Source organism: Methylobacterium sp. E-041, from assembly GCF_022829665.1.
GTDB lineage: Bacteria > Pseudomonadota > Alphaproteobacteria > Rhizobiales > Beijerinckiaceae > Methylobacterium.
Window position 1 is genome coordinate 1 of sequence record NZ_JAKSYQ010000293.1, and the last position, 10,265, is coordinate 10,265.

General features: G+C 63.0%; 16 protein-coding genes. 11 read left to right on the forward strand and 5 right to left on the reverse strand.

Annotated elements, in window-relative coordinates; genetic code table 11:
- Positions 1 to 413 precede the first annotated feature (413 nt).
- On the reverse strand, positions 414 to 866 hold the full coding sequence (locus tag MKK70_RS27865; RefSeq protein WP_243951206.1) for a nuclear transport factor 2 family protein: 453 nt from the start codon (positions 864 to 866) through the stop codon (positions 414 to 416).
- An 84-nt stretch (positions 867 to 950) separates the two neighbouring features.
- Between MKK70_RS27865 and MKK70_RS27870 the strand changes: the two genes are divergently transcribed.
- Both MKK70_RS27870 and MKK70_RS27875 read left to right on the forward strand, forming a co-directional pair.
- Entirely contained in the window at positions 951 to 1,577 is a 627-nt protein-coding gene (locus MKK70_RS27870) for a TetR/AcrR family transcriptional regulator (RefSeq protein ID WP_243951208.1), read from the forward strand.
- A 441-nt stretch (positions 1,578 to 2,018) separates the two neighbouring features.
- Positions 2,019 to 2,516, forward strand: a complete 498-nt coding sequence (locus MKK70_RS27875) for a hypothetical protein (protein WP_243951210.1) — start codon at positions 2,019 to 2,021, stop codon at positions 2,514 to 2,516.
- 48 nt (positions 2,517 to 2,564) lie between these two features.
- Here MKK70_RS27875 and MKK70_RS27880 read toward each other — a convergent pair whose 3' ends face one another.
- From MKK70_RS27880 to MKK70_RS27890, 3 genes are all read right to left on the reverse strand, one after another.
- Positions 2,565 to 3,110: an MAPEG family protein gene (locus MKK70_RS27880; RefSeq protein WP_243951212.1), complete on the reverse strand. Its 546-nt coding sequence runs from the start codon at positions 3,108 to 3,110 to the stop codon at positions 2,565 to 2,567.
- A gap of 120 nt (positions 3,111 to 3,230) precedes the next feature.
- Complete coding sequence (locus tag MKK70_RS27885) at positions 3,231 to 3,494, reverse strand: DUF3761 domain-containing protein (RefSeq protein WP_279603831.1); 264 nt, start codon at positions 3,492 to 3,494, stop codon at positions 3,231 to 3,233.
- A gap of 127 nt (positions 3,495 to 3,621) precedes the next feature.
- Entirely contained in the window at positions 3,622 to 4,614 is a 993-nt protein-coding gene (locus MKK70_RS27890; protein WP_243951214.1) for a hypothetical protein, read from the reverse strand.
- Positions 4,615 to 4,862: 248 nt separating this feature from the next.
- Here MKK70_RS27890 and MKK70_RS27895 point away from each other — a divergent pair, with 248 nt between their 5' ends.
- The 8 genes from MKK70_RS27895 (at position 4,863) to MKK70_RS27930 (ending at position 8,732) form a co-directional block, all read left to right on the forward strand.
- Entirely contained in the window at positions 4,863 to 5,222 is a 360-nt protein-coding gene (locus MKK70_RS27895) for a hypothetical protein (RefSeq protein WP_243951215.1), read from the forward strand.
- A gap of 969 nt (positions 5,223 to 6,191) precedes the next feature.
- Positions 6,192 to 6,614, forward strand: a complete 423-nt coding sequence (locus tag MKK70_RS27900) for a DUF5681 domain-containing protein (protein WP_243951217.1) — start codon at positions 6,192 to 6,194, stop codon at positions 6,612 to 6,614.
- Entirely contained in the window at positions 6,611 to 6,862 is a 252-nt protein-coding gene (locus MKK70_RS27905) for a hypothetical protein (RefSeq protein ID WP_243932360.1), read from the forward strand. Before MKK70_RS27900 ends, MKK70_RS27905 begins: the two co-directional genes overlap by 4 nt.
- A 163-nt stretch (positions 6,863 to 7,025) precedes the next feature.
- Entirely contained in the window at positions 7,026 to 7,238 is a 213-nt protein-coding gene (locus MKK70_RS27910) for a hypothetical protein (RefSeq protein WP_243932361.1), read from the forward strand.
- Entirely contained in the window at positions 7,235 to 7,486 is a 252-nt protein-coding gene (locus tag MKK70_RS27915; RefSeq protein WP_243932362.1) for a hypothetical protein, read from the forward strand. Before MKK70_RS27910 ends, MKK70_RS27915 begins: the two co-directional genes overlap by 4 nt.
- Positions 7,487 to 7,551: 65 nt before the next feature.
- Positions 7,552 to 7,761, forward strand: a complete 210-nt coding sequence (locus MKK70_RS27920; protein ID WP_243932363.1) for a hypothetical protein — start codon at positions 7,552 to 7,554, stop codon at positions 7,759 to 7,761.
- 61 nt (positions 7,762 to 7,822) lie between these two features.
- Positions 7,823 to 8,338, forward strand: a complete 516-nt coding sequence (locus MKK70_RS27925; RefSeq protein WP_409568335.1) for a MucR family transcriptional regulator — start codon at positions 7,823 to 7,825, stop codon at positions 8,336 to 8,338.
- A gap of 187 nt (positions 8,339 to 8,525) precedes the next feature.
- Entirely contained in the window at positions 8,526 to 8,732 is a 207-nt protein-coding gene (locus MKK70_RS27930; RefSeq protein WP_243951222.1) for a hypothetical protein, read from the forward strand.
- Positions 8,733 to 9,022: 290 nt separating this feature from the next.
- Here the strand turns inward: MKK70_RS27930 and MKK70_RS27935 are convergent, their stop codons facing one another.
- Positions 9,023 to 9,649: a Crp/Fnr family transcriptional regulator gene (locus MKK70_RS27935; RefSeq protein WP_243951224.1), complete on the reverse strand. Its 627-nt coding sequence runs from the start codon at positions 9,647 to 9,649 to the stop codon at positions 9,023 to 9,025.
- 282 nt (positions 9,650 to 9,931) lie between these two features.
- Here MKK70_RS27935 and MKK70_RS27940 point away from each other — a divergent pair.
- Positions 9,932 to 10,265 (forward strand): Crp/Fnr family transcriptional regulator (locus MKK70_RS27940; protein WP_243951226.1); only part of this gene is annotated, 334 nt, incomplete at its 3' end.

The following is a 10,265-nucleotide window of genomic DNA, read 5'->3' on the forward strand; positions in this document are numbered from 1 at the left end:
TGAGAGCCTGAGCAACCTCACGCCCGCCGACGTCTACTTCGGACGCGGCGAAGGGATCCTGGCCGAGCGGGAACGCATCAAGCGCCAGACCCTGATGGATCGCCGCTTGCGCCACCACGCGCAGGCTGCCTAACCTCTCACCCCAGATGGACCAGAGCCTCCGCTCCTGAACACCGCTGAATGTCCCAAATCATCTGACGACGGACAAAGAGGCACATCTCCCCAGTCGCTGTAGCCGCGCAGCAAGGCAACGAGGACGATGGCGAGCAACGCGACCGAGCCGTAGGCCAACAGGCGCTCGAACCCAGTTGGCGTCAGTGGCCTTGTTCGAGTCCGGCGTTCAACGGACGGCACCGTTGCGATCTCACTCATAGGTCGGTCTTCCGAATGGAAGCTGCACCGATCGTTTGGTATCAACTCAGGATCTGTGCCGCCGTCGCTTCCTCAATGCCGAGCGCTGCCTGCTTCGTCATGCTCTGTGCGACTGCCTGCGAGTCCTCGTGTGCGTCGATATCGAAGACCTTGCCCCAACTCATCTTGATGATGTGAACACCGCGGTTTCGATAGGGGGAGCCGTCCGGCAGGGTATCCGTGGCCGACCAGCGGACGATCACCGTGGTGTTGTGCGGCAACCCTTTCACCCAGATGTCGTCCACGGTCAGCGTAAGGTGAGGGCAAAGGCGGCCGAGGCGGCCGAACCATCGGCCCAGGGCCTCGCGATCATGGCGCTTACCGCCGAGCGCGTGAGCACCGCCGAACTGGTGGTGGATTCCAGGAACACAGGCGCTCAGAATGGCGTCGAAGTCCTTCTGGTTCACCCGCAGGAAGTTCTTGCGGGCGATGCGCTTCACGATGGCATGGTACATGGTGGAGGCTCCGAGCTGGCGTGTTGACGGTGTCTACATGCACCCAATGTTGACGGCGCCAATATGTTCCGGCAGGAGTTGGCCATGCCCAACGCCGAGCCGAAGACGAACTACCATCATGGGGATTTGCGCAGCGCCCTGATCGCCGTGGCAGAGCGGCTGCTTACCGATCAATCAGGGAAGCCGTTCACCCTGCGTGAGGTCGCGCGGGTTGCTGGGGTGAGCCACAACGCGCCCTACAACCACTTCGCGGACCGCCGTGCCCTGCTGGCCGCGATCGCCGCACGCGGCTTCGACGATCTCGCCGCTACGCTCCAGCGAGACCTCGCCGCGGTCGATGTGGAGGATGTCGCAGCCGGCATCCGCGCGACGGCCAAATCTTACGTCGCATATGCCGTGACCTATCCGGCGCGCTACCGACTGATGTTCAGCGCCGAACTGGCCGGCTGTGATGACGACGCGTTCCAAGCAGCGGGCGAGCGCGCATTCAAGGTTTTGCAGGACCTGATCGCGGAGGGAGTATCCTCAAGCCGGTTGCGAAGCGACCCTCTGGGAACACACGCACTCACCGCGTGGTCACTCGTGCATGGCTTCGGCACGCTCGTACTCGACGGAAGGGTGCCTATCCCTACAGGGGGTGAAGCCCTTGCGGTCCTTGCTGATACCATCGCAGCGACATTGGTCGATGGGCTAGCCATCTCGCAATCCTAAAGGGTGAAGCCACTCTCACAACCCACGATGTTCAATCCTTGGACGTCCGCTTTTTGTCTTGCACCTCGCGATAGCGGACCGGCAGAAATCCACCCGACCCAGACGTAGGTCATCCTCCGCCAACCTGCCACGAAGCGGACCTTCCCAGGGTCCGAGAAGGGTCGATAGCAACCTGAGCGATGTGTCGGATATCCGACCGTTTTACCGTCAGACTGACGGGCGGTCCGATTTCGCGCCTCTAGCCGGGTCAAACCTGTCGGGAAAACGTGTCGGTAAATCTATGATCGGGGAATGGGTGTTTTGAACCCCGACACTCTGTCTATGCCTGCCCCTGGTGCTCCCACGTGTTCTGCGACCGCGTGAGCAGGTTGCCGGACAGGCAGCGGCGGGCCACCTTGGGATGACATCGACCGCACATGTTTCGGTCCGGAGATCCCTCGCATGGCTCGCTTCGCACGATTCGTCCTGTCGCTTGCCTCTGGTGCGGCCATGCTGGCCTCGCCAGCTTTGGCGCTATCCGCCAAGGACTGTTCCGTGAAGTACCAAGCCGCCAAGCAGGCTGGCACGCTGAACGGGCAGAAGTGGAACGACTTCCGGAAGGCTGAGTGCGGGGCACCAGCTGACACGCCCACAACCCCCACCGCGAACCCATTCTCACCGAACGCAGCTTCGCCCGCAGCCCCGGCCCCGGCGCCCACCACGACAGCAACGAGATCGGCACCGACACCGCGGTCTTCGGTGACGGGGTCCGCTGTGTTCCCGAGAGCGGTCGATCCCAAGTACGCGAGCGAGTCGGCCGGTAAGGGTCGGATGCACACCTGCTTGGATCAGTACAACGCCAACAAGGCTGCTGCCGGTGACGCCGGCAACGGCGGCAAGAAGTGGATCGAGAAGGGCGGCGGGTACTACTCGGTTTGCAACAAGGGGCTAAAGAGCTAGTAGTCAAAAGCTAGGGCCTGAGACCTTCTGCTAGGGCTGTCCTCATTTCTAACCAGACCTTCCTAGCAGAAGCATGGCTGCCGAAATACCGAGCGCCGTAACCGTCGGATAGAACGTGAGGGCAAAGCCAAGCGCACGCCCTCTAGCACCACGTTTGTAACCGACCCAAAATAACGTGCGCCCTACGCAGAACATTGCAGCAAGCGTCATTAGGATCGCCGTAGGGTGGCCCACGACGGCGGCGAAGACCAAGTGCGTCAGGACGGCTAAAACGACCTGTTCTGTTGTGTTCTGTAGGATCGCGACGGCATCCCGCACTGATTGAGATCCTGATCCGGCGCTGCTTCCCGCAATGCCCTTAATCGAAAAGAACCTTAGCCGTGCCACATTCGCGATTGCGGCGGCAAGCCAGCCGATGACGAACACATCCGTGCGCAAGGCGGTCTGCAAACGCTCAGCAACGGGCACCACGAGGGTCTTCTCAGGGTCCCAGAAAGCGGCAAGACTCAGCATGATGGCCGTAATGATCACAGCCAGTACCATTCCGACCGCGACACGGTGCTGCTCGTGTCGAAAAACTTCGTTCCTAGGCATGGCGCGCGTCCTTAGCGAACGCTCCTACCATCTCTAAGCGCACATCGGTATGATTGCTTCCCAGACGTTGCGTACATGAAGAGCGGGTACCAAGCGCCTGATTTCCACTGCTAGCTCCTCTCATCTAACCCAACTCGCCACCCCGCCGTGCCGTGAGCATGTCCCGCGATGAGTGTGGCTGAAGCTCCAGGTATCATCACGACAGCGGGCCGAGGCTCCTTCGGGCTTCGACCCGTCACGGGTATGTGCTGGCTGGTGGACGGTAGAGCCATCGCGGCTGTGATAGTGGCCGTGACGGTCGAGACTGTGCTCGTCCGGCTGCCTGAATTCGCGACTCGCCGCACCGAACGGCGAACTAGCCAGAATGCATCCTACAGCCGCCAGCCTAAGCTAGGCAGCAACGAATGCGCATGTTCCAGATCGTTGCAGGGGGGCAGCCGATGCGCGCCCGGCTCGCCCCGATGATTGGTTGTTCGGCGTTCTTCGCCGGCATGGTGTGGACGCTGTTCGTCTAGCGCCCCGACGGAACCCTGTCGTCCGACAGGAGCCCAGCCGCCCTGCCGGCGCCCTGCCCGAGGCGCTGGAAATGCTCGGGTGTGTCCGGCACGACCCGAGGCGCACCGCCCCCGAACGACCGCGACGCACCAAAGGCGCCAGGACCGCCGATCACGATGCGTTGCCCTGCCTTCACCGTGAATGGTGCCGCAGCTGCCGTCGGAAGACCGGACTTGAACGCGATGGCGCCGAGGAGGCCGTTCAGGAGGTTCGCCGCGATCGTGCGCCCCTGTTCCGCCGTCAGCGATCCGATACCGCTCGGCAGCACCGTGGCGCGCAGCGCAGCCGCATAGCGCGTGAGCCGGGCCAGTTCCTCGCCCCCGAACATCTCACGGGCCAGCGCCGCCCCCTTACCGCTCACGAAGTCGGCCACGCGGTCGGCCTCCTGTGTCGCGGTCAGGGTGCGGCCGCTCGGCTGGGTAAGGTTCTGGATCGCGGCTTGCCGCATGCCGGACCATTCCTCGCTGCCCTCGCCGAGGAAGCCTTTCAGCCCCCGCGCGAAGTTGGCAGAGCCGACCCGAGACCCCGGCACGCCCGAACCGAACAGACTCGTCGCAACCGCGTTTGGATCGAAGCCCGAGCGAGAAAGGTCGGAGATCCAGGAGGGCAACGCCTGGTGCGCCTGCTCGGCCTGATGCAGCGCCGCCCGGAACGCCCCGAGGCCGCGCCGCTGTTCCTGCGTAAAGATGGCGTTAGCCGCCTCCCGCCCGTTACCCCGTAGCAGCGTGTCGAGGCGCCTCCCGACATCGCCGGCTCCGTTGCCGTCGATTGCGCGGGCAATGAGCCCTTGCTGCACGGCATCGAGGACCGGGCTGTCATCCCACAGCGCCTCCCGTAGGCGGGTCGCGAACCGTACCGACAAGCCGGTCTCACCGAACCGGGGCATCGACCCGAATAGGCCCGTCGCCACCTCTGTTGGCGTCGCGTCTTGCTCCACGATCTTGCGCATCAGCCGGCCGGCATCGTCACCAGGTCCGCGCGGGCTGAAAGCCTGCTTGTGTTCGCGGAACAGACCCCGAGCCTCACGCAACGCCATAGCCGGCGCCGTGTCGCCGATCGGTAGCGCGTCCGAGGTCGCAACGCGGGTGCCCTGTCCAATCTCGGGGAAGGGCGCATCATCGAAAGCGCGGGAGGGAGGCACCTCTCCGGCTGGACTGTCTCGCCGCGCCGGGCAGCGGCCTGTTCGTAGGCCGTCACATGGTCATCGGTATGGCCCAACACCATGCGCTCGGCCGCATCGCGCAACGTGGCGCGGTTGAGGTCGCGCGGCGCGAGCCCCATGCCTTCGAAATCGATTTCCATTCGCCGCGCTTGGCGATCCACCGAGGCGGCGTGCTCGGCGTTTTCCTCGGCGATGCGGACCGCCTCACGGTTCGGAGCCGCAGCGCGCCCCTCGTCGGCATAGCGGTATGTCGGCGGCCCTGGCGCTCGGCCCGGAGCGCTTCCATCACCTCGCCGCGGATGTCACGGGCGATGGCGCCGTTCGCATCGTCGGGTCGGATGAAGCCCGCCACCACGAGCTTGTCGCGCATGGCGTCGATCGGCGTGCCGCCCTGACGACCCGCGGACGAAGGTTCCAGCCCAAGTCCTGGCCGAGATCGGGATCGTCCACGGAAATGGGGCGGATCGCGCTGCGCATTTTCGGACGGTAGCCCGATGAACCCGCTCGCGAGCTTTGCCTCTGCTCAGGTCCGACTGAATGGGCCGTTGCCTGGGGCAATCTCGGTCTTGTCTCCGAGCAGCCGCCGACCGGAGGCGATAATCTGTACAGTTTCGCGGGACTCGCATTCTGAGCGAGCGATGATCTCCAAGTCGCGCAGATACTCGATTACGGGGGGGTGGGCCTCCGCACCTTTTTCGTGTGCAAGTCGAACCTTAGAGTCAACGAGTGCGGGTATACCCTTCCAAAATTCAGCCCTTGCGACAGAAAGACTACTTCCCACTCCAGGACCGGTCAAATCGAAAGTTGGCGCCGTAAATTCTTCAGACAAAATCCGAGTCATTTTCTTCTACTTATGCATGCAAATAGGTAGGGCTAAGTGCCTTATAATTTTTGGTTCAACTCACAAATTTGATAGTTTTTACAAAATTAAGGCCAAATCGACCTTATCTTATCCGAGAATGATTCGGAAATACATCATCGTCCTGGGTCGCATGAGCGCTTGTTTCAAGACCCTCTGCATGGTCCGAGCCTGCCGTACTGTCGCAGGTCTCGACGAGGTCCAGCCACGAGCCCAAACGAACGCGCCGCCGACAACGCCGGCCTCCGCGCTACCATCCACGCCGCTCGCACCGCTGCGATCACGATGGAGACTGCGCCCGGTTCGACCGACGTGCGGAAGCAGGCCGCAGTCGCCACGCTCTACGCCTTCGCTGAGAGCGCCGAGACGCTGGCCCTCGCACCAATGGGGGCACCATCGGAGCCCGCATCGTGAAAACTCTTAGCCGTTGCTATATTCAGTCTGTTCGGCCGGCGGGACGCGGTATCCCCGCGATATTTACCGCAAGCCATTCTGAGGTGGATCAATGACGGCCAGGGGCAGACCCTTCGGCGAGAACAACCCCGGCAATCCGGCTGGGCGCCCGAAGGGGGCTCGCAACAAGACCGCGCTGGCGATCGAAGCCATCCTGGACGGCGAGGCTGAGGCGTTGACCCGTAGGGCCATCGAACTCGCCCTGGATGGTGATGGCCCAGCGCTACGGCTCTGCATGGACCGCCTCGCACCGGTTCGGAGGGACCGCCACGTCCAGTTCGACCTGCCGGCGATCGACACCACGGCCGACCTGCCGAAGGCCACGCACGCTCTGCTGCAAGCCATTGCAGTTGGCGAACTCACCCCGTCCGAGGCTGCCGACATCGGCAAGGCCGTGGACGCTCATGTTCGTGCGATCGAAGTTACGGACATCCACGAGCGGCTTGCCCGCCTTGAAGAAGGGTCTCCGCGATGACGCATCCGACCTTCAGCCGTCGCCTCGCGAAGATCGAGGTCGACCACGGGTTCTCCGGCGACATCGCCGATGCCAGCGATGCTCAACTCTACGGCGTCGTCCGGGCTGCCCACGGCGATCTTAGAGCGAAGCACGGCAGTCTCGGCCTCACGGCCCAGCACCTGCGCGGAACCGGCGATGCCGAAGATACGGCTCTCGCCATTCTGATCGAAGAAGACGCGGGAGGCTCCGATGCGCGCTACCACTGAAGCACGGCTTGCCAAGGTCGAGGGTCGTTACCGCAACAGGCAGCCCGGCACGCACCGTCTCACCGACGACGAGCTTCAGGAACCTCATCGCTTGGCTGAAGGCTCCCGACGAGGCACAGGCCGAATGGGCAGTCGGCGTGCTGCAACGTGAGGGACTGATCCCATGACGATCAACCTCCGCTCCCGCCTTCGCCAGATCGAGACAAAGCAATGGCACGGTGAGCGTCCGATGTCCGCAATCCTCATCAGGACGCAGAGTGACGACGGTCGCGACCGGCAGATCGCTGAGCACATGGTCGCGGGCACATACCGGCTCGGCTGGCCGCTTCTCATCCTTCGCGCATCACCCCTGCCAGGAGGCAATGAACGGCCATGACGACCAATGCCTTCCGCCGTCGTCTCGACCGGATCGAGAGCAGCCAGAGCACCGGCCGCATTACCGCGATCTGCAACCTCGGCGGCTATCCCGAGAGCGTCACCGCGGAGGCCGTGATGGACTGGCGGACCTGGGTTGCTGATGGTCGCGCCACCCGGTCCGGCCCCGTTCTCACCTTGCGGGCGCCGGTCCTGACGGCCGACGAATGGACTGCCGTTCACGAGCCTCGCGACGGGAGCTTCCATTGAGCACCGGGGATCTCCGCCGTCGCCTCTCCCGCATCGAGAGTGGTCGCTACGAAGGCGCGCCGACCATGATCTTCACCGATAGGCCGCCAGGCATCGGGCCTGACATCCACGTTGAGGACGGGCGGGCCTGGGTCGCCGATGGCCTCGGCATCGTCACCAACGGCGTGCTCTGCGTCACCGGCCCGGAACTGTCGGCCGACGAGTGGGCGGGCGCCGCACGTCAACGAGCACTGATGCCGTTTCATAGGGCGCAGAAGGTTAAATCAGCCTATTAAACAAACTTGTGTTTCGTATGGCGCCGGAGATAGGTACCTAGGTAAATCGTACGGAGACATGATGGACGACCTCGAACACGTACCGGCGACCAACACCATCGAGCTGGCGGCCAATCTCGTCGCCGCCTACGTCTCAAACAACAACGTGCCTGTCTCCGAGCTGGGCGTGCTGATTGTAAAGGTGCATGCCGCCCTGACAGGCCTCATCACCGAAGCGACAGACGAGCCTTCCGGCCCTGAGAAGCCGACTCCGGCGCAGATCAAGAAATCGGTCACGCCGGACGCGCTGATCAGCTTCGAGGACGGCAAATCCTACAAGACGCTGCGCAGGCACCTGACCCTGCGGGGTCTGACCCCCGAAGCCTACCGGACGAAGTACGGCCTGCCGGCCGACTACCCTATGACGACGGCCAACTACTCGGCACAGCGCTCCGAACTGGCGCGTTCACTCGGCCTTGGCCAGCAGCGGCGCAAGGCGGCTCCCAAGGCTGCTGATACGGGAGAGACGATCTCCGAAGCTCCTAAGACCCGCATCGGGAAGGCCAAAAGCCGGAAGAAGGCTGCCGAGACGGCTTGACGCCACTGATCGGCCCGTTCCGACACACCTTGGCACTCGTGCCGGTGACGTGCTTCTAACCCTGCCATTGCTAACTCGCGCCAGGGCCAGGTTGCGTATCGGCCCCGCTGGTGAGATCCGGGGTTCCCACGCCCCGTGAGCAGATCGGGGCGGGGCCGAACCGTCCAACCGTCTAAAAAGCCGTCAGATGCCGCATCAAAGTGGACCGCTCCTCACCGACAACGCTCTGGATGCGCTTGCGCGCCGGTGGTTCGCTGAGGTGTGGGCCGAGCATGCCGAAACGCGCATGAATGAGCTGCAGCGGGATGTAGCCGGCGATGTCGGAGCCGGAGCGCTCGATTGGCTGTTCGGTGACAGCGACAGCGACACCGCCGGGGATGACGGCGGGTTTTGATCGAGGGCGTCTATTGCCGTTTCTAGCAGTCCCCCAGGCACAACCGTGATCGACCTCACGGGTTGAGGAAGCGTCGCTGTTTGAAGGCTGTGGCTTCACCCATGCTCCTAATTGTGCTTCTCGTGGCAGGCACATTTGCGCTCGCCGGTTCGTTCTCACTCATCGCCATCATAGAGGAGTAAGGCCGTTAGAACCCGCCAGTCCTCAATCGGATCGGGCCGGCGCGGTTGTTCTGGCAGCAACACCTACTGCACAGCCCTTCAACTGATCGGCAGGTTCAAGGGAACCGATCAGGGCGTTGCGATCGACGTAGTAGGGCCGAGAAGCCGATCATACTCGGCTTCCGGCATTCCATAGGAGGCGCCCGCTTGAGCAAGCAGGTGCTCGCGGTCCTTGATGGTGATGGTCCCACGCTTCGTTGCGATGACCCCGGCCCGTTCCAGAACCGCCATCGCCTCGCTGACGCCGGTACGGTTAACGCCGAGCATCAGCGAAAGGAAGCGGTGGGTCGTCGACAGGTCATTACCCTCAACCCGATCGTGGCACATCAGCAGCCAGCGGGCGAGACGGGCTGCCAGCGTGTAGCGTGCGTTGGCTAGCGCTGTTCCGGCCATTTGCGCAGTGACGGTCTGCACATATCGAAGTAACCGTTCACCTAAAGGTGAGGATCTGGGTAAGATGTCGCGGAAACTCGAGGCGGACATTACCCAGGCTAATCCCGCATTCTGCACCCGGCCATCATAGGGGGCTTGATCGCAGCTAAGCAGAAGCGGAGTTCCGACTAGGCCCTCGCAGCCAACAAGCCCGATTTCAGCCTGTTCGCCGTCGGAGGCTTGCGCGACGAGCGAGACGATGCCGCGTTCAATAAAATACAACCTGGTGATTGGGGTATCCGTCTGGATCAGCACGTCGCCCACAGCGAGCTTTTTTGGGGCGAGCCGGCCCCGAAGCAGATCGAAGTCGGATGGTGGTAGTCCGGCGAGCAAACGATTGCGGCACGAGGCCTGTCCAAGCTGTGTCACGGGCCGTCCCGAGAAGGGCGGGGGCACGAACCCTCAGCCGTGTGCGCCCGAAAGATTGCAAACGATGCGCGGCTTCTAGGGAAAACGCGGACGTTAGGCAAATTTATCATCAAATGACGATTTGAAATGTCGGAAATCCGACGTAGGGTCGCTGCGGTCGAACCCTCCCGAGGTGTGATGCAGCAGGTACTGACCCGGAAGCTGGAAGGCTTCGAGGACCTATCGGATGACGATCGCCGGGCCCTGGATGGCTTGGCGCCACGCATCCGGCAGGTCGCTGCACGGGTCGATTTGGTTCGAGAAGGCGACGAACCCGAGAACGTCCATCTGATCCTTGATGGCCTCGCTTGCCGCTACAAGGTGCTCCCGGACGGTAAACGCCAGATCATGGCGCTTATGGTTCCAGGGGACTTCTGCGACCTCAACGTGTTCATCCTCGACCAGATGGACCACAACATTGCTACGATCTCCGCATGCCATGTCGTCGACATCCCGCGTCGGGCAATCGAGG

Bases quoted from the DNA above. Each gene is read 5' to 3' on its own strand.
- MKK70_RS27865 (WP_243951206.1), bottom strand. From the start codon at position 866: ATGTACCATGCCATCGTGAAGCGCATCGCCCGCAAGAACTTCCTGCGG.
- MKK70_RS27870 (WP_243951208.1), top strand. From the start codon at position 951: ATGCCCAACGCCGAGCCGAAGACGAACTACCATCATGGGGATTTGCGC.
- MKK70_RS27875 (WP_243951210.1), top strand. From the start codon at position 2,019: ATGGCTCGCTTCGCACGATTCGTCCTGTCGCTTGCCTCTGGTGCGGCC.
- MKK70_RS27880 (WP_243951212.1), bottom strand. From the start codon at position 3,110: ATGCCTAGGAACGAAGTTTTTCGACACGAGCAGCACCGTGTCGCGGTC.
- MKK70_RS27890 (WP_243951214.1), bottom strand. From the start codon at position 4,614: ATGCGCAAGATCGTGGAGCAAGACGCGACGCCAACAGAGGTGGCGACG.
- MKK70_RS27895 (WP_243951215.1), top strand. From the start codon at position 4,863: ATGGTCATCGGTATGGCCCAACACCATGCGCTCGGCCGCATCGCGCAA.
- MKK70_RS27900 (WP_243951217.1), top strand. From the start codon at position 6,192: ATGACGGCCAGGGGCAGACCCTTCGGCGAGAACAACCCCGGCAATCCG.
- MKK70_RS27905 (WP_243932360.1), top strand. From the start codon at position 6,611: ATGACGCATCCGACCTTCAGCCGTCGCCTCGCGAAGATCGAGGTCGAC.
- MKK70_RS27910 (WP_243932361.1), top strand. From the start codon at position 7,026: ATGACGATCAACCTCCGCTCCCGCCTTCGCCAGATCGAGACAAAGCAA.
- MKK70_RS27915 (WP_243932362.1), top strand. From the start codon at position 7,235: ATGACGACCAATGCCTTCCGCCGTCGTCTCGACCGGATCGAGAGCAGC.
- MKK70_RS27920 (WP_243932363.1), top strand. From the start codon at position 7,552: ATGATCTTCACCGATAGGCCGCCAGGCATCGGGCCTGACATCCACGTT.
- MKK70_RS27925 (WP_409568335.1), top strand. From the start codon at position 7,823: ATGGACGACCTCGAACACGTACCGGCGACCAACACCATCGAGCTGGCG.
- MKK70_RS27930 (WP_243951222.1), top strand. From the start codon at position 8,526: ATGCCGCATCAAAGTGGACCGCTCCTCACCGACAACGCTCTGGATGCG.